Source organism: Streptomyces sp. NPDC058274 (genome assembly GCF_042881375.1).
Lineage (GTDB): Bacteria > Actinomycetota > Actinomycetes > Streptomycetales > Streptomycetaceae > Streptomyces.
Map to the genome: position 1 here is coordinate 41,852 of NZ_JBHVXW010000014.1, position 25,013 is coordinate 66,864.

The window sequence follows — 25,013 nt, forward strand, 5'->3', positions numbered from 1 at the left end:
GGAGTCTTGGCTCTGCCCCAGGGTCAAGGTCAAGCCGGGGGCGCCGAGTCGCTCGGGGACGCGTCCAGGCGGGCCAGGTCCGTCGCGGTGAGACGGATGCCGGCCGCGTCCAGATTCTCCTCCAGGTGGGCCCGCGAGCCCGTGCCCGGGGTCGGGCACAGGACGGGGGAGCGGTGCAGCAGCCAGGCCAGCGCGATCTGCCCCGGCGTCGCCCCGTGCGCGGCGGCGATCTCGGAGCACACCGGGTCGGAGGTCAGCGAGCCGTTGCCCAGCGGGAACCACGGCAGGAACGCGATCCCGCGCGCCTCGCACAGCTTCAGCAGCGGCTCCGACGCACGGTCCAGGACGTTGTAGCGGTTCTGCACCGAGGCGATGCCGGTCAACTCCAGTGCGGCCTCCAGCTGTTCGGCGTCGACCGTGTCGAGCCCGATGTGCCGGATCTTTCCCTCGTCCCGCAACTCGCCCAATGCGCCGAGCTGTTCGGCCATCGGCACCGCCGGGTCGAGCCGGTGCAGCTGATACAGGCCGATGGTGTCGAGCCGCAGCCGCCGCAGGCTCGCCTCGCACATCGCCCGCAACTGCTCGGGCCGCCCCGCGATGTGCCAGGCGCGGTCACTTGTCCGGACCACCCCGCCCTTGGTGGCGATCACCAGCCCCTCGGCGTACGGATGCAGCGCCTCGGCCACCAGCTCCTCGGCGACCGAAGGGCCGTAGTTGTCGGCCGTGTCGATCAGCGTGACCCCGCGCTCCACGGCGCGGCGCAGCACGCCCACCGCGTCGCGGACGTCCCCGCGCGGGCCCCAGTAGCCGGGGCCGGTCAGTTGCGCGGTGCCGTACCCGAGCCGTCGTACTGCCGTGTCGTCGCCGAGTAGGAGACTTTCCGAGACCATTTCATGGAGGGTACATACAGCTGTGCGAGGCTCGTCCCATGCGCTACATCATCATCGGAGCTGGAGCCGTCGGCGGAGCCATCGGCGGCCGGCTGGCGGGCGCGGGCCACGAGGTGGTCCTGGTCGCGCGGGGTGCGCACTACGAGGCGCTGCGGGCCGACGGGCTGCGGTTCCTGGCCCCGGACGGGTCGTACACGTACCGGCTGCCCACGGTCGACGGGCCCGAGGCGCTCGGCGAGCTGCGCCCGGACGACGTGCTGGTGCTGGCGGTCAAGACCCAGGACAGCGAGGCGGCCCTGCGGGCGTGGGGTGCGGCCCCCGTGACGGGCGGCGGCACGGGGGAGGAGCGGCTGCCGCTGCTCTGCGCGCAGAACGGGGTGGAGAGCCAGCGGCTGGCGCTGCGCCGCTTTTGGCGGGTGTACGGCGTCTGCGTCTGGCTGCCCGCCACCTTCGCCGAGCCGGGCGTCGTGTCCGCCCCGGGCGCCCCGCTCACCGGCATCCTGCATCTCGGCCGCTATCCGCACGGCAGGGACGAGACGGCCCACCGGATCGCCGCGGACCTGGCCCGCTCCCGCTTCGAGGCGCCCGTCGTGCCCGATGTGCAGCGGTGGCAGTACGCCAAACTCCTGGGCAATCTCGCCAACGCGATCGAGGCGGTCAGCGGGCGGCTCACCGGCGACGAGGGCCGGGCGCTGCAGGAGCGGGTGCGGGCGGAGGGCGAGGCGGTCCTCGCCGCCGCCAAAATCGCGTACGCCGGCGAGGAGGAGCAGAAGACGGTTCGCGCCGACAAGATCCGTATCGAGCCGGTCGACGGCGCCGAGCGCGGCGGCGGTTCCTCCTGGCAGTCCCTCAGCCGCGGCACCGGCACCATCGAGGCCGACTACCTCAACGGCGAGATCGCGCTCCTGGGCCGGCTGCACGGCGTGCCGACCCCGCTGAACGACCTGCTCCAGCGGCTCGCGAACACCTTCGCGCGCGAGCGCAGGGAGGCAGGCTCGATGCCGGTCCCGGAGCTCGTGCGCCTCGCCGACGAAGCCGTCGCGCCAGTCTGACCAGGCCTTCCGCGCGGCGGTCGCGGGGCTGTCGCGTTTGTTCAAGAGCGCCGCGCGCTGCGCTTCTAGCGTGGCGGGCATGAGCAATCCGTACAAGAACGTGCACCCGTCCATGGTGGAATGCGCCGCCGAGGCGGCCCGGGTGGCCCGCGGGGTCACACCGGCGCGGCTCGCCGAGCCCACGCACTGCCCCGGCTGGGACGTGCGCACCCTGGTGAACCACTGGGTCCTCTACACCTCGCACGGCCTGGAGCACCGCGCCCTGCGCAAGGAGTTGCCCGAGGAGCTGACCGGCCGTGACTTCACCGCCGATCAGGACTGGGCCGAGGCGTACGCCGCCCAGCTCGACCGGGCCGTCGCCGCCTGGGACGACCCGGAGGTGTGGGAGGGGGAGGTCGACCTCGGTATGGCGGCGATGCCCGCGGCCGAGCTGGCCTCGATGATCGTGAAGGAGACGGCGGTCCACGGCTGGGACGTCGCCGTCTCCACCGGCCAGGAGTTCCGCATCTCCGACGGGGCGGCCCGGCTCGTCCTGGAGGTGGTCGAGAAGCACGGCGAGCTCTACCGCCAGTACGACGGCTTCGCCGACCCGGTCGCCGTACCCGACGACGCGCCCGTCTTCGAGCGCGCGCTCGCGTCGAGCGGACGGGACCCCCGGCGGACGGCGAGGGGAACGACGGCCCACTGAGACGGCGGCCTCTCCTTCACCCGAGCCGACCGAGCCGCCCGAGCCGACCGAGCCGCTTGAGCCGACCGAGCTGCCTGAGCCGACCGAAGCCGGCGGTGACCCGTCCGCGCTACGCGCCCAGCGCCGCCAGCGTCGGCAGCCGCGCCTGGTCGTACCGCTCCAGGAGGACGCGGGCCACCTCCGGCGCGGGACCGAGCACCTCGGCGAGGACATCGGCCTCGGCGGCGCCGCGCGCGATGCGGTCCGGCAGGAAACCGGGCGCCAGGACGTACGGCGCCACCGCCACGCGCGCACACCCGAGGGCCCGCAGTTCGCGCACGGCGTCCTGCGTGCGCGGAAGGGATGCGGAGGCGAACGCAGGCCGCACGGCGCACCAACCGGTGTGCCGCCACTCCCGCGCGATATCAGCGATCACTGCGATCGCCTCCGGGTCGGAGGACCCCGCCGAGGCCAGCACGACCCCGGTCGAGGACTTGTCGGCGGGGCCAAGACCCGCCTCGTACAGCCGGCGTTCCAGCGCGGCGGTCAGCAGCGGTGACGGGCCGAGCACCTCCGCCTGCCGGATGCGCAGCCGCGCCGGTGCCTCGCGCAGCACCGCCGGGATGTCCGACTTCGCATGGAACGCGCGGGTCAGCAGCAGGGGCTGCGCCACCACGTCCTGGACACCCTCCGCCGCCAGGGACTCCAACACCCCGTTCACGGACGGGATGTTGAAGTCCAGGAAGCCGGTCTCCACGCGCAGCCCCGGCCGCAGCGACCGCAGCCGCCGGACGAGGGCGTGCACCGTCGCGGCATGACGCGGGTCGCGGCTGCCGTGGGCGATGACGACGAGGACGGGGTGAACCGACTGGTGGCGCATAGGAGTTCAGCTCTTGACGAGGAGACCGCGGCTGCGCAGCACCCACCGCTCCAGTGGACTGAAGAACAGCAGGTCGATGGCGATACCGACGAACAGGATGAGGAAGATGGCCAGGAAGACCGTCGACATGGAACTGGCGTTGCGCCCGTTCTCCAGGAGCTGGCCGAGGCCCACTCCCAGGTCCGGGGAGGAGGCGATGATCTCCGCCGCCATCAGCGAACGCCACGAGAACGCCCAGCCCTGCTTCAGACCCGCCAGATAACCGGGCAGCGCGGCGGGCATCACGATGTGCCAGGTGCCGCGCAGGCCGGTGGCGCCGAGGGTGCGGCCCGCCCGCAGATACAGCGGCGGCACCTGGTCGACGCCCGACACGAGACCGTTGGCGATGGACGGGACGGCGCCGAGCAGGATCACCGCGTACATCATCTTGTTGTCCAGGCCCAGCCAGATCACGGCCGGCGGCACCCACGCCACCGACGGCAGGGACTGGAGGCCCGAGAGGACCGGACCGATGGCCGCGCGCACGAACCGTACGCGCGCCACCACCAGACCCAGCGGGGTGCCGATCACCAGCGCCAGCAGGAAGCCGAGCAGGCCGCGCGAGACGCTGGTCCAGATGTAGCCGAGCAGGGTGCCCTGCAGCCAGGCGTCCTCGACCTCGCCCCACACCGCGCCCGGCGAGGGCAGCTTGGACGGGTCGGTGACGACCTCGAACGAGATCAGCCCCTGCCAGACGACGAGGACCAGCGCCACGGCGATCAGTGGCGGCAGGGTCTTCTGGATGAGTGTCTCCCGCAGCGGAGTGCGCCGGCCGACCGTGGTCTCCAGGGCGTCGAGACCCGCCTCGAGGCCGCCGAGACCGTAACCGTCCTTGCTGTCCTCGGGGGGCGCCTGCGGCGTCTTCGTCTCAGTGCTGGCCATGGCGGCGGATCTCCCCACGCAGTTCTTCGGTGATCTCGACGGACAGCTCCGCCACGGCGGCATCCTCGATCCGGCGCGGCTGCGGAATGTCCACGGTCCACTCGCGCGCGATCCGGCCGGGACGGGAGGAGAGGAGGACGACGCGCTGGGCGAGCCGTACCGCCTCGCGCACGTTGTGCGTGACGAACAGCACCGACACGTTCGTCTCGCTCCAGATCCGGGTCAGCTCGTCGTGCAGCACGTCCCGCGTGATGGCGTCCAGTGCCGCGAACGGCTCGTCCATCAGCAGCAGTTGGCTGTCCTGCGCGAGCGCGCGGGCCATCGCCACCCGCTGCCGCATACCGCCCGACAGCTCGTGCACCCGCTTGCCGTACGCGCCCTTCAGCCGTACGAGTTCGAGCAGCTCCTCCGCCCGGTCGCGCCGCTCCGCCTTGGCGACGCCCCGGAGCTTCAGGGCGAGTTCGATGTTCTTGCCCGCGGTCAGCCACGGGAACAGGGCGTGCTCCTGGAACATCAGGGCAGGGCGCCCGTTCGTCTCGATGCTGCCCGCGGTCGGGGCGTCGAGGCCCGCGGCCAGATTGAGCAGCGTCGACTTGCCACACCCGGAGGCTCCCAGGAGGGTGACGAACTCGCCCGGCGCGACATCGAGAGTGATGTCGTCGAGGACGAGCTGCCGCCCGGCGGGCCCGGAGAAGGACTTCGAGACGTGCTCGATCCGGGCGGCGTGCGTCGCCACCTCGGGTGTGCCGTCGGCGGCCTTGGCGAGGGTAGTGGCCATGGTCGTCACCTCCTGGGAACTCAACGTGTCTGTGGACGGAGTTACTTGACGCCGAGACGGGCGTCGTCGACCGCACTCTCGCCCTGGGCCTTGAGGACCTTGTTCAGGAGCGTGAGGTCGTAGATCCCGTTCAGATCGGGCTTCTCCAGGAGACCGGCCTTGACCGCGTGATCCGCCTCGGTGCTGAGGGTGGAGGCCAGCGGGTCATTGGTGATCTGGATCGACTTCCAGGCCGGGTCGAGGACGTCGGCCGGGAGTTCCTTGCCGGAGTCGGTCTTCAGCTGGGCGTTCGCCGCGGCCTTCGCCTTGTCCGGGTTGGCGGTGATCCACGCGTTGGTCTCGACCGAGCCCTTCAGCACGGCCTCGACGACCTTCGGGTGCTCCTTCAGGAACTTCTGCGACACGATGATGTTCGTGATCACGAACTTCTTGTCGGGCCACAGCGACGACTCGTCGAGGAGCACCTTGCCGCCCTCGGCGACCAGCTTGGACGCGGTCGGCTCCGGCACCCAGGCGCCGTCGATGGAGCCGGACTTGTAGGCGTCCGGGGTGATCTTGTTGTCCGTGCGGACGACCGAGACATCGCCCTTGCCGCTCTGCGCGTCGACCTTCCAGCCCTGCTCCGCGATCCAGTTGAGGAACGCGACGTCCTGTGTGTTGCCGAGCTGCGGGGTCGCGATCTTCTTGCCCTTGACGTCCTTCAGGGACTTGATCTTCTCCGGGTTGACCACGAGCTTCACACCGCCGGACGCCGAGCCGCCGATGATGCGCAGGCTCTTGCCGTTGGACTTGGTGTAGCCGTTGATCGACGGCGAGGGGCCGATCCAGCCGATGTCGATCGAGCCCGAGTTCAGGGCCTCGATCTCGGAGGGGCCGGCGTTGAAGGTGGAGTACTTCGCCTTGGTGGCACCCAGTTCCTTCTGGAACAGGCCCTCCTGGCGCCCCACGAGCGCGGTGGCGTGGGTGAGGTTGCCGAAGTAGCCGATCTTCACGGTGTCGAGACCGTCGATCTTCTTGGCACCGGCGGCGACGTTCTCCTTCGAGGAGGAGTCGTCCTTGGCATCGGAGCCGTAGCTGCAGGCGGCGAGCGCGAGCAGGGGAAGTGCCACGGCGGCGGCGATGCCGCGACGGACAAGCACTGAGCGGTAGGCAGGCACGGGAGGTGTTCCTCTCGTTGGCCCGGCGGGTCACGGTCTCTCAGGTCGTGGCCGGGAAGTCGGCAGGTCTTCGTCCTGTCCGGGACGACGGGTGGGGGGACGGGGCGCGCAAGCGGTGCGCGTACGTCATCGCGCACATCGCGCGACTCCGCCCTGCCCGCTGCCGAGGGCGCCGCTGCCGACGCGGCCGCCCTCCTTCGCGAACGTGGAGTAGAAGTCGATGGACGTCATGTCAGAAGTCCCACCCGTCGTCGTCGCCCTCGTCCTTGACCGGCTCCGGCGCGGCGAAGGACTCGCCGACCATGCCCGCGGTCAGGGTGGTGCCGTCCGCCGGGTCGATCAGGATGAACGAGCCGGTACGACGGGAGTCGGCGTACGCGTCGAGCGGCAGCGGCTCCGCGGTACGGATCTTGACCCGGCCGATGTCGTTGGCGACCAGCCGGCCCGGGTGCGGGTGCAGCGAGAGGTCGTCCAGGGTCAGCCGGGACGGGATGTCCTTGACGATCGCCTTGACCGTGCGGGTGCCGTGCTTGAGCAGCACCCGGTGGCCGATGGTGAGCGGCTGGTCGGCGACGTGGCAGACGGTCGCCTCCACGTCCTGGGTGGTCGCCGGGGCGTCCTTGCTCGGCACGAGCAGATCGCCGCGCGAGATGTCGATGTCGTCCTCCAGCAGGAGGGTCACCGACTGCGGGGTCCAGGCGACGTCGACGCGCTTGCCGAGCAGGTCGATCCCGGCGAGCCGCGTCGTGCGGCCGGACGGCAGGACGGTCACGCTCTCGCCGACGCGGAACGTGCCGGCCGCGATCTGACCCGCGTAGCCGCGGTAGTCGGGGTGCTCGGCGGTCTGCGGGCGGATCACGTACTGCACGGGCAGCCGGGCGTGGCAGTGGGCCAGATCGTGGCTGACCGGCACGGTCTCCAGGTGCTCCAGGACCGTCGGACCGCCGTACCAGTCCATGTTCGCGGACGGCTCCACCACGTTGTCGCCGGCGAGCGCCGAGATCGGGATCGCGGTGATCTCGGGGACGCCCAGTTCGGACGCGTACGCCGTGAACTCCTCGGCTATCGCGGCGAACACGGACTCCTTGTACTCGACGAGGTCCATCTTGTTGACGGCGAGGACGACGTGGGGGACACGCAGGAGGGCGGCGACGGCGGCGTGCCGGCGGGTCTGCTCGATGACGCCGTTGCGGGCGTCGACGAGGACGACGGCGAGGTCGGCCGTGGAGGCGCCGGTGACCATGTTGCGGGTGTACTGCACATGGCCGGGGGTGTCGGCGAGGATGAAGCGGCGGCGCGCGGTGGCGAAGTAGCGGTAGGCGACGTCGATGGTGATGCCCTGTTCGCGTTCGGCGCGCAGGCCGTCGGTGAGCAGGGCGAGGTCGGGTGCCTCCTGGCCGCGGCTGTGCGAGACGCGCTGGACGGCTTCGAGCTGGTCGGTGAGGACCGACTTGGAGTCGTGCAGCAGCCGGCCGACCAGCGTGGACTTGCCGTCGTCGACGGAGCCCGCGGTCGCGAAGCGCAGCAGGGTCGTCGCCGACAACTGCTCGACCGACAGCGGCTGCGTGGGTTCGGTGGTGCTGGTCATGACTAGAAGTACCCCTCGCGCTTGCGGTCTTCCATCGCGGCCTCGGACATCTTGTCGTCGGCGCGGGTCGCGCCCCGCTCGGTGAGCCGGGAGGCGGCGATCTCGGCGATCACGGCGTCCAGCGTGGTGGCGTCGGAGTCGACGGCACCGGTGCAGGACATGTCACCGACGGTCCGGTAGCGGACCAGCCGCTTCTCGACCGTCTCGCCGCCCTTCGGGCCACCCCACTCGCCGGCGGTCAGCCACATGCCGGCCCGCTGGAAGACCTCACGCTCGTGCGCGAAGTAGATCTCGGGCAGCTCGATCTCCTCGCGGGCGATGTACTGCCACACGTCCAGCTCGGTCCAGTTGCTGAGCGGGAAGACCCGGACGTGCTCGCCGGGGGCGTGCCGGCCGTTGTAGAGCTGCCACAGCTCGGGACGCTGGCGGCGCGGGTCCCACTGCGAGAACTCGTCGCGCAGCGAGAAGACCCGCTCCTTGGCCCGCGCCTTCTCCTCGTCCCGGCGACCGCCGCCGAAGACCGCGTCGAAACGCTCGGCCTGGATCTTCTCCGTCAACGGCACCGTCTGCAACGGGTTGCGGGTGCCGTCCGGGCGCTCCTTGAGGACACCGCGGTCGATGTAGTCCTGCACGGAGGCGACATGCAGCCGCAGACCGTGCTGCTCCACCGTGCGGTCGCGGTACTCGAGGACCTCGGGGAAGTTGTGTCCCGTGTCGACGTGCAGCAGCGAGAACGGGACCGCCGCGGGGGCGAACGCCTTCAGCGCCAGATGCAGCATGACGATGGAGTCCTTGCCGCCGGAGAACAGGACCACCGGCCGCTCGAACTCCCCCGCGACCTCGCGGAAGATGTGCACCGCCTCGGACTCCAGAGCGTCCAGGTGGCTCAGCGCGTACGGGCTGCCCGTCTCTTCGGTGACACCGGCGACGGTCGTCATGCGAGGCCCCTCTCGGTGAGCAGCTGGTGCAGCGCGGCCGCGGACTCCGGCACGGTCTGGGTGTGGGACTCGATGCGCAGATCGGGCGCCACCGGCTCCTCGTACGGGTCGTCGACACCGGTGAGCCCGGATATCTCGCCCGCCGCCTGCTTGGCGTACAGCCCCTTCACATCACGCACGGAGCACACCTCGACCGGTGTCGCCACATGCACTTCCAAGTACGCCGCGCCGCTGGCCTGATGCCGCTTGCGCACCGCCTCCCGGCTGTCCGCGTACGGCGCGATCACCGGGACGAGCGCCTTCACGCCGTTGCGGGCGAGCAGGTCGGCGAGGAAGCCGATGCGCTGCACGTTCGTGTGGCGGTCCTCGCGGGAGAAGCCGAGACCCGACGAGAGGAACTCGCGGATCTCGTCACCGTCGAGCACCTCGACACGGTGGCCCTCCTCGCGCAGCCGGCCGGCCAGCTCGTACGCGATCGTGGTCTTGCCGGCGCTCGGCAGACCCGTGAGCCAGATGGTGGCTCCGGTCGTCACTTGCTTCTCCTGGGAGTTCTCGGCGTTCTCGGTGGTCTCGGTGTGCTGCCTCGACGTCGTCATCCGTGCAGCCCGCACTCGGTCTTGGAGCTGCCCGACCAGCGGCCGGCGCGTGCGTCCTCGCCCTCGGCCACCCGTCGGGTGCAGGGCGCGCAGCCCACCGAGGGGTAACCGTCCATCAGCAGCGGGTTGGTGAGCACCCCGTGCTCGGCCACGTACGCGTCCACGTCGTCCTGCGTCCAGCGGGCGATCGGCGAGACCTTGACCTTGCGGCGCTTCTCGTCCCAGCCGACCACCGGGGTGTTCGCCCGGGTCGGGGACTCGTCGCGGCGCAGCCCGGTCGCCCATGCCTCGTACGCGGTCAGGCCCTGCTCCAGCGGCTGGACCTTGCGCAGCTTGCAGCACAGGTCGGGGTCGCGGTCGTGCAGCTTCGCGCCGTACTCCGCGTCCTGCTCGGCCACCGTCTGCCGGGGGGTGAGCGTGATGACGTTGACGTCCATCACGGCCTCCACCGCGTCGCGGGTGCCGATGGTCTCCGGGAAGTGGTAGCCGGTGTCGAGGAACACGACGTCCACACCGGGGAACGCGCGGGAGGCGAGGTGGGCCACCACCGCGTCCTCCATCGAGGAGGTCACGCAGAACTTCCTGCCGAAGGTGTCCGCCGCCCACTGGAGGATCTCCAGGGCGGAGGCGTCCTCCAGGTCCCGGCCGGCCTGCTCCGCGAGCGCCTTGAGCTGCGCGGCGCGCGCCGTCTCGGGGTCCGTCTCCGTGCCCGTCCGGGCGTCTGCCTGAACAGTCGTCATGTCTCGTCCCCTCCAAGGTCGTTGTGCTGAAGTCCCCGGGCCAGCAGCCCGAGGAACTTCAGCTGGAAGGCTCGATTGCACGCCGCGCATTCCCACGCCCCGTGGCCCTGCTCGCTCGGACGCAGGTCCTCGTCGCCGCAGTAGGGGCAGTAGAAGGGGGCCGCACGCTCGCTCATGACAGGGCCTCCTCGGAGGCGCGCGCCGCCCAGGCGGCGAAGCGCTCGCCGTCCTCGCGCTCCGCCTGGAAACGCTTGAGGACCCGCTCGACGTAGTCGGGCAGCTCGTCCGAAGTGACCTTCAGGCCACGGACCTTGCGCCCGAATCCGGCCTCCAGACCGAGTGCGCCGCCCAGGTGCACCTGAAAGCCCTCGACCTGGTTGCCCTGGTCGTCGAGGACCAGCTGGCCCTTGAGACCGATGTCCGCGACCTGGATACGGGCGCAGGCGTTCGGGCAGCCGTTGACGTTGATGGTGATCGGCTCGTCGAACTCGGGGATGCGGCGCTCGAGTTCGTCGATCAGGGAGGCACCCCGCGCCTTGGTCTCGACGATGGCCAGCTTGCAGTACTCGATGCCCGTGCAGGCCATCGTGCCGCGCCGGAAGGACGAGGGCTTCACCCTCAGGTCGAGCGCTTCCAGGCCCTCCACCAGCGAGGCGACCTGGTCCTCCGTCACATCGAGCACGATCATCTTCTGCTCGACGGTGGTGCGCAGCCGGCCCGAGCCGTGGGCCGCGGCCACCTCGGCGATCTTTGTGAGCGTGGTGCCGTCGACGCGGCCGACGCGCGGCGCGAAACCGACGTAGAAGCGGCCGTCCTGCTGCCGGTGCACACCGACGTGGTCGCGCCAGCGGGCGACCGGCTCGGCCGGCGCCGGGCCGTCGACCAGCTTCCGCTTGAGGTACTCGTCCTCCAGGATCTGGCGGAACTTCTCGATGCCCCAGTCGGCGACCAGGAACTTCAGCCGGGCGCGGGTGCGCAGCCGCCGGTAGCCGTAGTCGCGGAAGATGGAGATGACGCCCTCCCAGGCGTCCGCGACCTCGTCGAGCGGGACCCAGGCGCCCAGGCGCTGGCCGATCTTCGGGTTGGTGGAGAGGCCACCGCCGACCCAGAGGTCGAAGCCGGGGCCGTGCTCCGGGTGGTGCACGCCGACGAAGGCGATGTCGTTGATCTCGTGGGCCACGTCGAGCAGCGGGGAGCCCGAGATCGCCGTCTTGAACTTGCGCGGCAGGTTGGAGAAGGCCTTGTCGCCGATGAAACGGCGGTGGATCTCGTCGATGGCCGGGGTGCCGTCGATGATCTCGTCCTCCGCGATGCCGGCGACCGGCGAGCCGAGGATGGTGCGGGGCGTGTCACCGCAGGCCTCGGTCGTCGACAGTCCGACGGCTTCGAGGCGGTTCCAGATCTCCGGGACGTCCTCGATGCGGATCCAGTGCAGCTGGATGTTCTGCCGGTCGGTGATGTCGGCGCTGCCGCGCGCGAACTCCTGCGAGATCTCCCCGATGACCTGCAGCTGTTCGGTCGTCAGCCGGCCGCCGTCGATCCGGACGCGCAGCATGAAGTACTTGTCGTCCAGCTCCTCCGGCTCCAGGATCGCGGTCTTGCCGCCGTCGATCCCGGGCTTGCGCTGGGTGTACAGACCCCACCAGCGCATCCGGCCGCGCAGGTCATTGGGGTCGATCGAGTCGAAACCCCGCTTGGAGTAGATCGTCTCAATGCGTGTCCGCACGTTGAGACCGTCGTCGTCCTTCTTGAACTGTTCGTTGCCGTTGAGCGGGGTGAAGTGACCCACGGCCCACTGACCCTCACCGCGGTGACGGCTCACCTTGCGGCGGGGCGCGGCGGGATTCTGCGGGGTGGCGGCCATGGCTGATACGTCCTTCGGGACTACGGGACAGGCAGGAGAGCGGCTCTGACCTGCACATATGGGCGCATACAAAAATATGGGCGCGCCATTGCGCAGGACTCATGCAAGGGGATCTCGGCGGCGCTGTGCTGTTCAGCTCGCCGGACAGATGGCGCTGGACATGCGGCAGAGATCGACGTGTCGCCGACTCACCAAGGCAATCCCAGTTCCAGACATGACGGAAGCGTGTCACGGGGATCTCGGGGGAGTCCACCATAGTCCGCAATGTGGACACCCTTGTCCCGAATGGCGAGACAAGGGTGTCGTCGGTCACAAGATCGGGCGCGCGTCCCGGTCATCGCAGGTCAGACGGCCTGCGCTCCCGGCCAGGGGCCGGGCGCGGCCACCTCCCTCTCCTGCTCCACCTTGGTGTCGAAGAGCTGGAATCCGCGCCGCAGGTAGTTGTCCATCGCGTGCTCGCCGTCCTTGCTGCAGGTATGCAGCCAGACCCGCTTGGTCTCGGCCCGTCCCGGCAGGCGCTCGGCCAGATCCCACGCCCGCGCGACCCCGTACGAGAGCAGATGGCCGCCGATCCGCCGGCCCCGGAAGGCGGGGATCAGCCCGAAGTGGACGATCTCCACGACCCCGTCGTCCTGCGGATCCAACTCGACGTACCCCGCCGGTGTGCCCCTGTCGTAGGCGACCCAGGTCTCCACGCCGGGCCGGTCCAGGGCCTCCCGCCACTGCGCGTAGGTCCAGCCGAGCCGGTCGGTCCAGCGGATGTCCCCGCCGACCGACGCGTACAGGAAGCGGCTGAACTCCGGCGAGGGGATCTCGGCGCGCACGATCCGGACGTCCCCGTCGGGCGCGGCCGCGGGCAGCAGGTCGGTCGGGGCCGTCTGCTCCAGGGACCAGGTGGTCACAGTGACGTTGCTCATGCGGGCCAGGGAACCACGGTGCCGGGGCCGCCTCCAAACGCCGCCGCCCGGGCCCCGGGTGCCGCTATTCCAGCGCGTCGTCGACCGAGAACAGCGGGACCGCGTACAGCACCCGCTCGGGGATCGCGTCGGGCTCCCACTGGTTGTCCTGGTTCGCCGCCCACTCGGTGAGCGTCCACAGCTCACCCGTCTCCGCCCAGTACGACATGGACTCGGTGTGCTGGCCCCAGCACGCGTACGACTGGTCGGCGGTGCACTTGGCGGCCTCGGTGCCGTCGGTGTTCTGCCGCCACAGGGTGCCGTGCCTGCCGCGGGTGCCCGGGGCGTAGTCGACGTACCAGTCGGCCTTGTCCGCGCCGCTCCGCTTGTGGGAGATCACGCCCTGGAGCCCGACGGCCTTGGTCTCGTATGCCTCGTCGGCGTTGACGGTGTCGCTGGAGTTGCTGCCGAGCAGGCCGGTGCGGTCGCTCGCGGTGCTGTAGTAGTAGCGCCAGACGCGGGCCGGCTCGGTGCCGCCGGAGCTGAACCACTCACCCGCGACCAGACTGTCCGGCGTCGAGGTGCGGTCCAGCGAGATGGACCCGAAGCAGGGAACGGCGTTGTCGTTGGTCGCCGTACAGGCGCCGCCGGTCAGGTCGTACGAGCCGATGGCGGGCAGTACGTACTGATAGCCGTGGGCCGAGTAGCCGCCGCTGACCTTGCCGACCGCGTCGCTGTTCACGTTCGCCTGCAGGATGCGGTGCATGTCGAAGACGAAGAGGGCGTTGTTGTGGTCGGCGCCGTTCTTCGCGGTGACGATCAGCTTGTCCTGGTACCAGACCATGCCGCCGATGTGGGAGCGGACGGCGCCGAAGTCGGTGCCCCCGCTCAGCGGGGCGACCAGCAGGACCCAGCGGTACTTGAGGTTGCCGGGGTCGTTCGCGTCGATGAAGGCGATCCGGGCCAGGCCCTGGTCGTCGGCCGGCTCGCCCGCCTTGTGGTCGTTGTGCGTCCAGCCGGAGAGGATGACCCGGTCCTCGCCCCACTTGCCGTCGTTGTCGGCGTCACCGGAGGTGGTGACGGACTGCGGCAGCCACTTCTGGGTCGTGGCGTCCCCGCTGTCCCAGCAGTACGCGCGCGAGGCGGTCGGTTCCACGGGAAGCGCGGCGGCCTCGGTGCCGGAGCAGGCTGACTTGTTCCGCATCGGGTGGTTGGCGCTCTGCAGCACGCCGTGGACGCCGACGTTGCCGCCCATGTTGCCGGTGAGGGTGGTGAGGCTGCTCGGGCTGACCAGGTTCTCGTGGAGCTGGAGCTTGCCGATCTCGGCGGAGGACTCGAGCTGTACGAGCTTCCCCGGGTCGTCGCCGCCCGCGGCCTGCGACGTACTGATCAGGGTGGCGGCGGCGGTGAGCCCGAGCGCCGTGCCGGTCAGCACGGCCCGCAGCGCCTGCCCCCTCCGCTTGCGACGGTGTCTGCCGCGGTACGTCATACGTCCTCCCGAGGACCAACTGCCCCTCATGATCCAGACGTTGAGCGAGGAGCGGGTGGGGTGGCCCGTGGGAGGGATGCTACGGCAGAGAGGGCACGAGAAGGTCGAAGACGCCGGAAGTGGGGCAGCGCAGACCCCGGCCGGCCCTGCCCGGGCGGAGATCCCCGGTCCCACCGGCCGGCCTTTCTCCGCGGAGTCACGGCCGCGCTGCCGCCCTCGGAGTCATCCTGGGTCCGCCGACGGCCCCGCGTCCGGGAGCCGTTCCGTGCGTGCCTTCAGGACGGCCGGAGCCGTGGAGTGCGGCAGCACGTCGGCCGGGTGGTCCGGGAGCACGATGTCGACCTCCACCTCGTCGCGGAAGCGGTACGGGCGGTGGTCGAGCAGCCCCGTGAGACGCCGGCGCAGCCGGGACAGCTCGGCGCGGACGGTCACCGTGCGCGTCGGGTCGCCGAAGAGGTCGACGGCGAGCTGGGCGGCGGTACGGCCCTGCCGGTGCACGGCCAGCACGTACAGCAGCTCCGCGTGGCGCGGACTCAGGTCCTGGGCCCAGCTGCCCGCCGCCCCGGTGACGGTGGCGCGCGGCCGCCGGGGCTCGCTCAGGTCCAGCACCGTACGGCTCGCGCCGGCGGAACTGCCGGCGCTCTCGGTCTCCGTGATCCGCAGCAGCCAGCCGCCGGGCATCGGCTCCGCGACGCAGGTCCCGAGGGACGGCAGCCAGACCCGGCCGGCCCCCAGCGGGTCGGGCAGCGGCACCCGGTCGACCGGCGGCATCCCGGTGACCGCCGCGAGCCAGCCGTGGGTGTCCACCACCAGCGCCTTGCCGCCCAGCCGGCACAGCAGGGGCGCGGCCACCGCCCGCAGCCGCTCGATGGCCGCCAGATGCCGGCCGCGCAACTCGCTCTCGGCCAGCCGGGACACGGAGTCGACCAGGGCGAGGGTGGCCGGATGGAAGCTGCTCTCCGGCCCGCTCACGTCGATGACGCCCAGCAGCCGTCCGTCCCGCGGGTCGTGCACCGGGGAGGCGGCACAGGTCCACTGGTGCAGGGTGCGGACGAAATGTTCGGCCGAGTGCACCTGGACGGGGGCGCCGGCGGTCAGCGCGGTCCCGATCGCGTTGGTGCCCGTCGCGTCCTCGCTCCAGGCGGCGCCCTCCTCCAGACAGATGGAGTCGGCCCGGCGCAGCACTCCCGGGTGGCCCTCCCGCCAGAGCACCCGTCCCTCCGGGTCCGTGACCACCATGATCTGCAGCGATGCGTCGGCGACCGACCCAAGGCCCCGGCTGAGCAACGGCATCACCTCGGCGAGCGCGGTCGAGGTGCGGCGGTGCTCCAGCTCGTCCGTCGGCAACAGGACGCTGCCGGTGCCCTGTTCGGGGGAGACGCCGAAACGTTTCGCTCGACGCCATGACTCGCCGATGACCGGCCGCGGTACGGCCGCCGACCGATCGCCCCTGAGCGCCGCGGCCCACGTCTGCTCCAGGCGCCGGGCCGTGACGGACGGGTCCAGCGGCGCGAAACGGGCTGGGTTGAACGATGTGATCTTCACAGAGCACTCCCCACACACCGGTGCCGCGTACGAGCTGTGACGTCGTCGTCTCTCATCGTGCCTGCTCTCGGCTCGGAGCGCCGGTGGTTCGGCTAGGAATGCAACGGTCTGCAACTCTCGCCAACGCTCACCGGGTTCATTGAAACTGAGACGGACGCCGCCCGTGCGGCGTCACGTGCTCCCGAGCGGGGCCGGTGGGCGGGGGTGGTGCCGTGTCGGCGCAGCACCACCCCCGTTTCGCAGACAGCCCCGGGCCCCCTCTGCGCGCACCGGAACTGAACCGCCAGTCAGCTCACCGGCCGGGCCCGTTCCACCACCGACGCCAGATCGAGGCTGTGCGGAAGGGTGCCGAAGGCCGCACCCCAGTCACCGCCCAGGCGCGAGGCGCAGAAGGCGTCGGCGACCTCCGGCGGCGCGTGCCGCACCAGCAGCGAACCCTGGAGCACCAGCGCGACGCGCTCCACCAGCCGTCGCGCGCGGCCCTCGATGCCGTCCAGATCGGCGAGTTCGGTCAGCAGGTTCTTGATCGCCCCGTCCAGGCGGTGGTCGGCGCCCCGGGCCAGCCCCACCTCCCGCAGATACGCGTCCAGCGCCCCCGGCTCCCGCTGGAGCGCGCGCAGGACGTCGAGCGCCTGCACATTGCCCGCGCCCTCCCAGATGGAGTTCAGCGGCGACTCGCGCAGCAGCCGGGGCATGCCGGACTCCTCGACGTACCCGTTGCCGCCCAGGCACTCCAGCGCCTCGACCGCCACCGGCGTACACCGCTTGGTCACCCAGTACTTGGCGGCCGGCACCGCCAGCCGCAAAAACGCCCGCTCCTGCTCGCTGCCGTCGTCGTACGCGGCCGCCAGTCGCAGCGCGAGCGTCGTCGCCGCCTCCGACTCCAGGGCCAGGTCCGCCAGTACGTTCCTCATCAGCGGCTTGTCGATCAGCGTGCCGCCGAACGCCTCGCGGTACGTGCTGTGATGGATGGCCTGCGCGACGGACTGGCGCATCAGCGAGGCCGAACCGAGCACACAGTCCAGCCGGGTCGCCGCGACCATCTCGATGATGGTGCGCACCCCGCGCCCCTCGTCCCCGACCCGGCGCGCCCAGGTCCCGTCGAACTCCACCTCGCTCGACGCGTTCGACCGGTTGCCGAGCTTGTCCTTGAGCCGCTGGATGCGGAACACGTTGCGCGTGCCGTCCGCCAGGACCCGCGGCACGAGAAAACACGTGAGGCCCCCCGGTGCCTGCGCCAGCACCAGGAAACCGTCCGACATCGGCGCCGAGCAGAACCACTTGTGGCCCGTCAGCTCGTACGTCCCGTCCTCGGCGAGAGGTCGCGCGGACGTCGTATTCGCCCGTACGTCGCTGCCGCCCTGCTTCTCCGTCATGCCCATCCCGAAGAGGGCGCCGGCCTTCTGTGAGGCGGGCCGCAGCCCTTCGTCGTAGACGGTGGACGTCAGCCGCGGCTCCCACTCGGCGGCGAGCGCGGGGTCGGTACGCAGGGCGGGCACCGCCGCGTGGGTCATCGACAGCGGGCAGCCGTTGCCCGCCTCGACCTGCGTCCAGACCACGAAACCGGCGGCGCGCCGGACATGCCCGCCGGGCCGCGCCCAGGCCGCGGTCAGACCGGCCGACACGCCCTTGCCCAGCAGCCGGTGCCAGGACGGATGGAACTCGACCTCGTCGACCCGGTTGCCGTAGCGGTCGTGGGTGCGCAGCTTGGGCGGGTTCTCGTTGGCCAGCACCCCCCACTCCTGTACCTGCGCGGAACCGGCCGACCGCCCGAGCCGCGACAGCTCGTCGCGGGCCTCGTCGAGAAGGGGTGGTTCGAGATGCCGTTCGACCGCCTCCACGAGGGCCCGGTCGGCGGCAAAGACGTCATATGCGACCAGGGGCGGAGCCTGGTTGGTCACGGTGTGGGTGCTGGCTGCCATACGGATACGGTAAGGACGTGCACCAGGCAAAAGAAACACCTGAACGGCCTTCCCCGGGCCGTCTTCACCGCGCCCGCGCGCTGTACCGGAACGTGTCGAAGCGCAGGACCGCCTGGCTGCTGATCAAGGACACCGTCAACTCGTGCATGGAGTACCGGATCCTGGGACTGGCGGCGGAGGCGGCGTTCTTCACGCTGCTCTCCGTGCCTCCGCTGCTGCTGAGCATGATCGGACTGCTCGGCTATGTGGACGACTGGACCGGCGCCGACACCATCGCGAGCCTGGAGAACAACCTCCTGGAGGCGTCCCGCACGGTCCTGTCCGACAAGGGTGTCGCCCAGATCGCCCAGCCGATCCTCGACGACGTGATGAAGGGCGGCCGCCCCGACGTCATCTCCCTCGGCTTTCTGTTCGCCCTGTGGTCGGGCTCCCGCGCGGTGAACGTCTTCATCGACACCATCACCGTCATGTACGGCCTCGACGGCACCCGCGGGATCGTGAAGACCCGGGTGATGTCGTTCCTGCTGTTCGTCGTGGCGCTGCTGATCGGCTCGGTCGCGCTGCCGCTGATGGTGGCCGGGCCGGACGCGGTGGTGAAGATCGTGCCGTGGTCGACGACCGTCGTGCAGGTCCTGTACTGGCCCGTCGTCATCGTCCTGTCCATCATCTTCCTGACGACGCTCTACCACGTGTCCGTGCCGGTCCGCTCGCCCTGGATCGAGGACGTGCCGGGCGCCCTGGTGGCCCTCGCCATGTGGGTGCTCGGCAGCTTCCTGCTCCGCATCTATCTGACCAGCACCGTCGAGGGTCCGACGATCTACGGATCGCTCGCCGCGCCGGTCGCCGTCCTGCTGTGGATCGGTGTGTCCGCCTTCGCGGTGCTGGTCGGCGCCGCCGTCAACGCCGCCATCGACCGGGTCTGGCCGGCCGCCGCCACGGCCGCCGCCCGCGCCGCCAACGAGCGGCTGCGGGAGGCCCAGGTCGCCGAGTACATCGCCCGCGCCTCCGCGGCCCGCTCGACCGATCCCGACCCGGACCCGGGCGACCCGGACATGCCCTCCGAGTTCCCCGAGCGCTGGTCCCGCTTCCTGCCCCCGGAGGACGTGACGTCCCGGCTGCGGACGCACGCCAAGAACACCCACCACCACCCGCACCAGCGCGGGGACGAACAGCCCCCGGAACACTGAGCCGCCGAGCGCCCCTTCACCCCTTCCAGACCCCCGCCTCCGCGGTCTCCCGCACGAAGTCCGAGAACTCCCGCGGCTCGCGGCCCAGGATCTGCTGGACACCGTGGGACAGGTAGGCGTTGCGCCCGTCGAGCAGGCTCTCGAAGAGCTCGACGAGGAACTCGGTCTCCTCGGGCGGCACCCCGAACCCGGCCAGGGTGGACCCGTACTGACGTGCCGTCACCGGCGTGTACGTCAGCTTGTTGCCCGTCGCCTCCGCGATCTCCGCGACCGCCGTACGGAAGGACAGCAGACGCGACCCGGAGACGGCGAGTTCCTGCCCCACATACCGGTCGCCCGCCGTCAGCGCGGCCACCACGACATCCGCGATGTCCCGCACGTCGATGAACGGCTCCTCCACCTCACCGGCCGGGAACACCAGCTCCCCGTGACGCAGCCCCTCCACGAGCGGACCCTCGCTGAAGTTCTGCGCGAACCACGCGGCCCGGACGATCGTCCAGTCGGCGCCCGACGCCCTGAGCGCCTCCTCGGCCGGCCGGGCCCGCTCCTCACCGCGCGACGACAGCAGCACCAACCGCCGTACGCCGAGTGCGACCGCCTCCCGGGCGAGCGCGCCGACCGCATCGGCGGCGGACGGGGCACCCACGTCCGAGGGATAGACGAGATAGGCCGCGTCGGCGCCGCGCAGCGCGTCCGCCCACGTCGTCCGGTCGTCCCAGTCGAAGCCGTGCGCGCGGGACGCGGCCCGCACCGTGAGACCCGCCGCCCGCGCGGCCTGGGCGACCCGGCTGCCGGTGCGCCCCGAGGCCCCCGTCACCAACACCGTCATGTCCCGCGTACGTGCCGTGTTCTGTGTCATGCGGCCAGTCAACTGCCGTGCCCCCACAGGGACCATCGCTGAACGGCTCATTCCCATAAGCGGACGTCTACGGCAGTTCCCCCGGGGCGTCTACGCTGACGCCATGGACGCACTCGCAGGCCTGCTGGAAGGCCCACGCGCGCGTGGCGCCTTCCTGATCCGCGCGTGCTTCGACCCGCCCTGGTGCGTGCGGATCGAGGACCGTGCCCCGCTGACGATCATGCTGGTGGTCCGCGGCGAGGCCCGGATCATGCCGGACGACGGGGAGCCGCTGGTCCTGCGGGCCGGGGACCTGGCCATCGCGCGCGGCCCGGATCCGTACAGCTGCGCCGACGCGCCGGGGACCGCGCCGCAGGCGGTGATCCTGCCGGGCGGCGAGTGCACCTATCCCGACGGGCGATCCCTCAAGGGCCACTGGGACCTCGGGGTGCGCAGCTGGGGCGACCGGCTGGACGGCTCCACGGTGCTGCTGATCGGCACGTACATGATGCAGGGCGAGGTCAGCGCACGGCTGCTGGACGCCCTGCCGCCACTGCTGTCGCTGACGTCCGACGACTGGGAGTGCTCGCTGCTGCCGATCCTCGCCGAGGAGATCGTGCGGGACGAGCCCGGCCAGGAGGTGGTGCTCGACCGGCTGCTCGACCTGCTGGTCATCGCCGCGCTGCGGGCCTGGTTCTCGCGTCCCGAGGCCGAGGCCCCCGCCTGGTACCAGGCGCTCGCGGACCCCGTCGTGGGCCGGGTGCTCCGGCTGGTCCAGGACGACCCGGCGCACCCCTGGTCGGTGGCCACGCTCGCCGCCAAGGCCGGGGTCTCACGGGCCGCGCTGGCCCGCCGCTTCAGCGAACTCGTCGGCGAACCCCCGATGACGTATCTGACCGGCTGGCGGCTCGCCCTCGCCGCCGACCGGCTGCGGGACACCGAGGAGACCATCGGGGCGATCGCCCGCCAGGTCGGCTACGGCAGCGCGTTCGCGCTGTCCAGCGCCTTCAAGCGGGTCTACGGCGTCAGTCCGCAGGAGCATCGGACGCGGGCGGCGTAGCGTGACACGCGTGGTTGTCGAGCGTTCCGCAACGGCTCCGGGATACATGGAACGGGCCTCCCGGCTGGCCGGCGCGGTCGTGTGGTCCCGCCGGCCGTCCGGCGCCGGGGCCACGCCTGTGCTGCCCGACGGCTGCATGGACCTCCTCTGGCACGAGGGCCGGCTGCTCGTCGCCGGACCCGACACCCGCGCGTACGTCCCCGCCGGACCGTCCGGCCGCTGGGCCGGCGTGCGCTTCTTCCCCGGTACGGCACCCGCCCTCCTCGGCGTACCGGCGCATGAACTGCGCGACCGGCGCCCGGAGTTGGCGGACCTGTGGCCCGCCGCCGAGGTGCGGCGCCTGACCGCGCGGGTCGACGCGGCGGCCGACCCCGTGACCGCGCTGGAAGACATCGCCCTGGAGCGGGCGGCCGGCACACCGCCCGCCGATCCGCTGCTGAGGGCACTCGTGGCGGCTCTGGACGCGGGCCGCCCGGTCGCCGCGACCGCCGACGAACTCGGCCTCGGCGCACGCCAGTTGCACCGCCGCTCCCTCGCCGCGTTCGGCTACGGACCGAAGACGCTGGCCCGCGTTCTGCGACTGCAACGCGCCCTCGCGCTGGCCCGGAACGGGGTGCCCTTCGCCGACACCGCGGCCAGGTCCGGGTACGCGGACCAGGCCCATCTGGCGCGGGACGTAAGGGAGTTGGCCGGCATGCCGCTCAGCGAACTGCTCGGACGCGAGGGTCCGAGCGGCACCCCTGGTCAGCTGCCGAACGATACCTCCTAGCCGGCGTCCGGAAGCGGTGCGAACAGGTCCACTCCGTTGCCGTCGGGGTCGTGGACGACCGCGTACCGCATCCCCCAGAAGGCGTCCCACGGCTTGAGCTCGCCGTGGTGTCCCGCGCCGACCAGCTCCCCGAACACGGAGTCGACCTCGGCCGGGTCGTCGCAGCGGAAGGCGAGGCCGACCCGGCCCCCGGCACGGGCCGGCGGCTGCCAGTCGGCGTGGAAGGACCGGATGGTCGCCTCGGTGTCGAGCGCCAGCCGGAGCCCGCCGGGCAGCTCCGCCTCGACATGCGGCTGGTCCTCGGAGCCCTCGGGGAAGACCAGACCGAGCCGGCGGTAGAAGGCAAGGGTGGCGGCCATGTCGGAGACGACGAGGCCGATCACATCGAATCGTGGAGTCATGCGGACACGGTAGGCAGGCCGCGGGCGCCGGGTCTTGAACGAATCGGACACCGGCGGGGCGGTAAACCCCTGGGCGACTGACTGATCCATCCGGCACCCCGTACCCCGTACCCGGCGCCTAGGCTCGGCGCATGGCCTTCAGCGTCCTCGTGTACACCCGCACCACGGACTACCGGCACGACTCCATCCCGGACGCGGTCGCCGCCGTGCGCTGTCTCGGGGCCGCGCGCGGTTTCGGCGTCCACGCGAGCGAGGACCCCGGTGTCTTCGAGGCGCCTCTCGACGCGTACGCGGCGGTCGTCTTCCTCTCCACCAGCGGGGAGGTGCTGACCCCGGAGGGGCGGCTGCGCCTCACGGCGTACGTCGAGTCGGGCGGCGGTTTCGCCGGCGTGCACGCGGCGGCCTGTACCGAGTACGACTGGCCGTACTACGGCGAACTGCTCGGGACCCGGTTCGCCCGCCACCCCGACCACCAGCCGGGCAAGGCCGTCGTCGAGGACCACACGCACCCGGCGACCCGGCACCTGCCGCCCGTCTGGGAGTTCACGGACGAGTGGTACGACTTCCGCAGCAGTCCGCGCAGTTCGGTGCGCGTTCTCGCCTCCGCCGACGAATCCTCGTACACCGGAGGCGGGATGGGCGCGGACCATCCGCTCGTGTGGTGCCGGCGGCAGGGCGCGGGCCGGGTCTTCTACACCGCGCTCGGACACGCCGCGGAGGCGTACGAGGACCCGGACTTCCGCGCCCATCTGCTCGGCGGGATCAGCTGGGCGGCCGGCGTCTCACGATGACGGCGTCGAGCCGTACGCCGTCAGGAAGCGGTCGCGGAAGGAGCTCATCTTCCAGACCGGGGCGTCGTGCTTCGGCTGCAGTCCGTCCGTCCAGCCCCAGTCGGCGATCTTGTCCAGCACCTTCGGGTCGTGGGCGACGATCGCGCACGGCACATCACGGCTGGCCTGGTTGCCGCTGACCTTGGCCATCGGCTGGTGGTCGCCGAGGAAGACCAGAACGGTGTTCTTGTTGCCGTACTTGACCACGTAGTCGATGAGGCTGTTCACCGAGTACTGGATGGACTTGCCGTACTCCTGCTTCACCTTGGTGGAGTCGTAGAAGACGTCGGCGGGCTTCTTGCCGGCCTTCTGGATGGCGTTGTAGACCGAGCCGTCCCCGACCTGGTCCTGGGGGATCGTCTTGGGGATCGGGGCCCAGGGCTGGTGGCTGGAGGTCAGGATGATCTCGGACATCAGCGGCTTGTCGTGCTTCTTGCCGTGCTCCAGCCGCTCGAAGGCGGTCAGGGCGTACTGGTCGGGCATGGTCGACCAGCTGAACTTTGGTCCCTGGTAGCCGAGTTCGCGTGAGTCGTAGAGGTGGTCGAGGCCGTAGAACTTGGCCTCCGGCCAGTTCTTCTGTACGCCGGGCATGATGCCGACCGTGCGCCAGTCACCGGTCTTCTTGAAGGCGCTGGTCAGGGTCAGATGGTCGCCCGCCGTGACCGTGCGGTAACGCTGCTGGTTGTCGATCCACAGGCCCGACAGGAACGTGGAGTGACCGAGCCAGCTGCTGCCGCCGTACGTCGCGGAGGTGAGCCAGCCGCTCTTCGCCGAGTAGCCGGCCTTGCCGAGCTTCGCCGTCGCGGAGGTGAGCGTCGCGTCGACGCCCGGCGCCATGACCGGGTCCTCCACCGCGCTGCGGCCGTAGCTCTCGATGAAGGTGAAGATCATGTCCTTGCCCCGCAGCCCCGTCAGCAACTGGTCCGGCGGGGTGCTGCCGAAGGTGTCCGTCTTGGCCACCTTGGCGAACTCGGCCTCGTCGCGCAGGGTGGCCCGCACCCGCTTCGCCCGGTCCTTGACGGATGAGGCGGTGTGCTCGGAGGCGACCGGCACACCGGAGTACTGGGCGCCGGTGGCCATGCAGAGCACCCATACGGTCCCCAGCGCCAGGATCGAGCGGGTCGCCACGGCGCTGTGCCCGGCCATCAGATGGGCGAGCCGGACCACCGAGAGCGTCATGAGGACGAGTACCGCGAGGACGAGGACCACGGCCAGCACAGCGGCACCGATCGCGCCCGTCGGCCCGAGGGAGTCCTTGAGGTAGGCCTGGGCGTCACTGAACAGGGCCCAGTCGAGGACGACGTTGAACCCCCGGCCCAGGAATTCGTTGAACCCCATGTCCAGCAGGTTCAGGACCGTCAGCGCGCCGAGGCTCAGCCCGGCCAGCACCGCCACCACGAGCCGGGGCCTGCGCGGCAGGACGATCAGCACGGCCGCGCCGAAGACCGCTTCGACCGGGATGCGTACGAACTCGGCCGGCCGCAGGTTGGCCAGGTTGTTCGGCAGCAGCAGGGCGACGACCACGAACGCGAGCGCCAGCGCGCTGGTGCCCCAGGCCACGGCCCGTGCCGGCATGGGGTACCTGGCGCGCCATCCGTGGCTGCCGGTACCCGGGTCCGCCTCGGCGGCCGTATCGGCGCCCGAATCCGCGTCCGCGCCCTCGTGCTGCGTTGCCTTGTCCGGGGCAGGGGACCGCTGTGAGCGCGTGAAGAGAGACAACCCGACGTTCCTTCCGTGCAAAGCCCGGTGATGGGCGGCGGACCAGGCTCGGCAGGTCCCGCCTTACTCCGTACGGTCGGCCGGCGGGTTCTGTTCAATCACCGGGTCCACTCACAGGAAAGCCGCCGTGACCAGGGGCGCGCCGTCCCGGAGCCTCGTGCGGTCCGCGCCGGGGAAGCGCGGTGCGGGCCGTTCGGGCTGCGGCTCGCGGGAGTGATGTGATGCGCTGGTGGGGCAGCTCCGCGCACAGCCCGCCCGGCGGGAGGAGAGGACGGCGACGAAAGCG

The 25,013-nt window shown here is 71.2% G+C and carries 25 protein-coding genes; 6 read left to right on the forward strand and 19 right to left on the reverse strand.

The window, feature by feature from the left end; genetic code table 11:
• Window positions 1-29: 29 nt before the first annotated feature.
• On the reverse strand, window positions 30-890 hold the full coding sequence (locus ACFVYF_RS25030) for an aldo/keto reductase (RefSeq protein ID WP_389458750.1): 861 nt from the start codon (window positions 888-890) through the stop codon (window positions 30-32).
• Between the two features lie 38 nt (window positions 891-928).
• Here ACFVYF_RS25030 and ACFVYF_RS25035 point away from each other — a divergent pair, with 38 nt between their 5' ends.
• Together ACFVYF_RS25035 and ACFVYF_RS25040 are read left to right on the forward strand one after the other, a co-directional pair.
• The gene (locus ACFVYF_RS25035) at window positions 929-1,942 is read left to right on the forward strand and encodes a ketopantoate reductase family protein (protein ID WP_389458752.1); all 1,014 of its coding nucleotides are present in this window, start codon (window positions 929-931) and stop codon (window positions 1,940-1,942) included.
• Between the two features lie 79 nt (window positions 1,943-2,021).
• The gene (locus ACFVYF_RS25040) at window positions 2,022-2,630 is read left to right on the forward strand and encodes a TIGR03086 family metal-binding protein (protein WP_389458754.1); all 609 of its coding nucleotides are present in this window, start codon (window positions 2,022-2,024) and stop codon (window positions 2,628-2,630) included.
• A 109-nt stretch (window positions 2,631-2,739) separates the two neighbouring features.
• On the opposite strand, the gene ACFVYF_RS25045 is transcribed toward ACFVYF_RS25040, so the two are convergent.
• The 15 genes from ACFVYF_RS25045 to ACFVYF_RS25115 all read right to left on the reverse strand — a co-directional run bounded on the left by ACFVYF_RS25045 (window position 2,740) and on the right by ACFVYF_RS25115 (window position 17,923).
• Window positions 2,740-3,489: a sirohydrochlorin chelatase gene (locus ACFVYF_RS25045; RefSeq protein WP_389458756.1), complete on the reverse strand. Its 750-nt coding sequence runs from the start codon at window positions 3,487-3,489 to the stop codon at window positions 2,740-2,742.
• A 6-nt stretch (window positions 3,490-3,495) separates the two neighbouring features.
• Entirely contained in the window at window positions 3,496-4,410 is a 915-nt protein-coding gene (locus tag ACFVYF_RS25050) for an ABC transporter permease (protein ID WP_389458758.1), read from the reverse strand.
• Window positions 4,397-5,188 carry an ABC transporter ATP-binding protein gene (locus ACFVYF_RS25055; protein WP_389458759.1) on the reverse strand — a complete coding sequence of 264 codons (792 nt, stop codon included), beginning with the start codon at window positions 5,186-5,188 and terminating at the stop codon, window positions 4,397-4,399. The genes ACFVYF_RS25050 and ACFVYF_RS25055 overlap by 14 nt, the downstream gene beginning before the upstream one ends.
• Before the next feature lie 41 nt (window positions 5,189-5,229).
• Window positions 5,230-6,345: an aliphatic sulfonate ABC transporter substrate-binding protein gene (locus ACFVYF_RS25060; protein ID WP_389458761.1), complete on the reverse strand. Its 1,116-nt coding sequence runs from the start codon at window positions 6,343-6,345 to the stop codon at window positions 5,230-5,232.
• 232 nt (window positions 6,346-6,577) lie between these two features.
• Window positions 6,578-7,933 (reverse strand): sulfate adenylyltransferase subunit 1, encoded by a 1,356-nt coding sequence (locus tag ACFVYF_RS25065; protein ID WP_389458763.1) that lies wholly within the window; start codon window positions 7,931-7,933, stop codon window positions 6,578-6,580.
• Between the two features lie 2 nt (window positions 7,934-7,935).
• A complete protein-coding gene (cysD, locus tag ACFVYF_RS25070) occupies window positions 7,936-8,871 on the reverse strand; it encodes a sulfate adenylyltransferase subunit CysD (RefSeq protein WP_389458765.1) in 936 nt (311 codons plus the stop codon).
• Entirely contained in the window at window positions 8,868-9,467 is a 600-nt protein-coding gene (gene cysC, locus ACFVYF_RS25075) for an adenylyl-sulfate kinase (RefSeq protein ID WP_389458766.1), read from the reverse strand. Before cysC ends, cysD begins: the two co-directional genes overlap by 4 nt.
• Complete coding sequence (locus ACFVYF_RS25080) at window positions 9,464-10,207, reverse strand: phosphoadenylyl-sulfate reductase (RefSeq protein WP_389458768.1); 744 nt, start codon at window positions 10,205-10,207, stop codon at window positions 9,464-9,466. The genes cysC and ACFVYF_RS25080 overlap by 4 nt, the downstream gene beginning before the upstream one ends.
• Window positions 10,204-10,383 carry a hypothetical protein gene (locus tag ACFVYF_RS25085; RefSeq protein WP_383285858.1) on the reverse strand — a complete coding sequence of 60 codons (180 nt, stop codon included), beginning with the start codon at window positions 10,381-10,383 and terminating at the stop codon, window positions 10,204-10,206. The genes ACFVYF_RS25080 and ACFVYF_RS25085 overlap by 4 nt, the downstream gene beginning before the upstream one ends.
• Window positions 10,380-12,071 carry a nitrite/sulfite reductase gene (locus ACFVYF_RS25090; protein ID WP_389458770.1) on the reverse strand — a complete coding sequence of 564 codons (1,692 nt, stop codon included), beginning with the start codon at window positions 12,069-12,071 and terminating at the stop codon, window positions 10,380-10,382. The genes ACFVYF_RS25085 and ACFVYF_RS25090 overlap by 4 nt, the downstream gene beginning before the upstream one ends.
• A gap of 132 nt (window positions 12,072-12,203) precedes the next feature.
• Window positions 12,204-12,287: a putative leader peptide gene (locus ACFVYF_RS25095; RefSeq protein WP_316944184.1), complete on the reverse strand. Its 84-nt coding sequence runs from the start codon at window positions 12,285-12,287 to the stop codon at window positions 12,204-12,206.
• 128 nt (window positions 12,288-12,415) lie between these two features.
• A complete protein-coding gene (locus tag ACFVYF_RS25100; RefSeq protein ID WP_389458772.1) occupies window positions 12,416-12,988 on the reverse strand; it encodes a GNAT family N-acetyltransferase in 573 nt (190 codons plus the stop codon).
• A 64-nt stretch (window positions 12,989-13,052) separates the two neighbouring features.
• On the reverse strand, window positions 13,053-14,456 hold the full coding sequence (locus ACFVYF_RS25105) for a hypothetical protein (protein WP_389458774.1): 1,404 nt from the start codon (window positions 14,454-14,456) through the stop codon (window positions 13,053-13,055).
• Window positions 14,457-14,678: 222 nt separating this feature from the next.
• On the reverse strand, window positions 14,679-16,001 hold the full coding sequence (locus ACFVYF_RS25110; RefSeq protein WP_389458776.1) for a GAF domain-containing protein: 1,323 nt from the start codon (window positions 15,999-16,001) through the stop codon (window positions 14,679-14,681).
• Window positions 16,002-16,288: 287 nt separating this feature from the next.
• The gene (locus ACFVYF_RS25115; protein ID WP_389458778.1) at window positions 16,289-17,923 is read right to left on the reverse strand and encodes an acyl-CoA dehydrogenase family protein; all 1,635 of its coding nucleotides are present in this window, start codon (window positions 17,921-17,923) and stop codon (window positions 16,289-16,291) included.
• A gap of 17 nt (window positions 17,924-17,940) precedes the next feature.
• Here ACFVYF_RS25115 and ACFVYF_RS25120 point away from each other — a divergent pair, with 17 nt between their 5' ends.
• Window positions 17,941-19,110, forward strand: coding sequence for a YihY/virulence factor BrkB family protein (locus ACFVYF_RS25120; RefSeq protein ID WP_389458780.1), 1,170 nt, complete (start codon window positions 17,941-17,943; stop codon window positions 19,108-19,110).
• Window positions 19,111-19,126: 16 nt separating this feature from the next.
• Here ACFVYF_RS25120 and ACFVYF_RS25125 read toward each other — a convergent pair whose 3' ends face one another.
• The gene (locus ACFVYF_RS25125) at window positions 19,127-19,969 is read right to left on the reverse strand and encodes an NAD(P)H-binding protein (RefSeq protein WP_389458782.1); all 843 of its coding nucleotides are present in this window, start codon (window positions 19,967-19,969) and stop codon (window positions 19,127-19,129) included.
• 103 nt (window positions 19,970-20,072) lie between these two features.
• Between ACFVYF_RS25125 and ACFVYF_RS25130 the strand changes: the two genes are divergently transcribed.
• Together ACFVYF_RS25130 and ACFVYF_RS25135 are read left to right on the forward strand one after the other, a co-directional pair.
• A complete protein-coding gene (locus tag ACFVYF_RS25130; protein ID WP_389458784.1) occupies window positions 20,073-21,008 on the forward strand; it encodes an AraC family transcriptional regulator in 936 nt (311 codons plus the stop codon).
• 46 nt (window positions 21,009-21,054) lie between these two features.
• Window positions 21,055-21,777, forward strand: coding sequence for a helix-turn-helix domain-containing protein (locus tag ACFVYF_RS25135; protein ID WP_389458997.1), 723 nt, complete (start codon window positions 21,055-21,057; stop codon window positions 21,775-21,777).
• On the opposite strand, the gene ACFVYF_RS25140 is transcribed toward ACFVYF_RS25135, so the two are convergent.
• The gene (locus ACFVYF_RS25140) at window positions 21,774-22,178 is read right to left on the reverse strand and encodes a VOC family protein (RefSeq protein ID WP_389458786.1); all 405 of its coding nucleotides are present in this window, start codon (window positions 22,176-22,178) and stop codon (window positions 21,774-21,776) included. The two genes, ACFVYF_RS25135 and ACFVYF_RS25140, sit on opposite strands and share 4 nt — an antisense overlap.
• 131 nt (window positions 22,179-22,309) lie before the next feature.
• On the opposite strand from ACFVYF_RS25140, the gene ACFVYF_RS25145 reads away from it, so the two are divergent.
• Window positions 22,310-22,969, forward strand: coding sequence for a ThuA domain-containing protein (locus ACFVYF_RS25145; protein ID WP_389458788.1), 660 nt, complete (start codon window positions 22,310-22,312; stop codon window positions 22,967-22,969).
• On the opposite strand, the gene ACFVYF_RS25150 is transcribed toward ACFVYF_RS25145, so the two are convergent.
• Window positions 22,961-24,727, reverse strand: a complete 1,767-nt coding sequence (locus tag ACFVYF_RS25150) for a sulfatase (RefSeq protein WP_389458790.1) — start codon at window positions 24,725-24,727, stop codon at window positions 22,961-22,963. The genes ACFVYF_RS25145 and ACFVYF_RS25150 overlap by 9 nt on opposite strands.
• Between the last annotated feature and the right edge of the window lie 286 nt (window positions 24,728-25,013).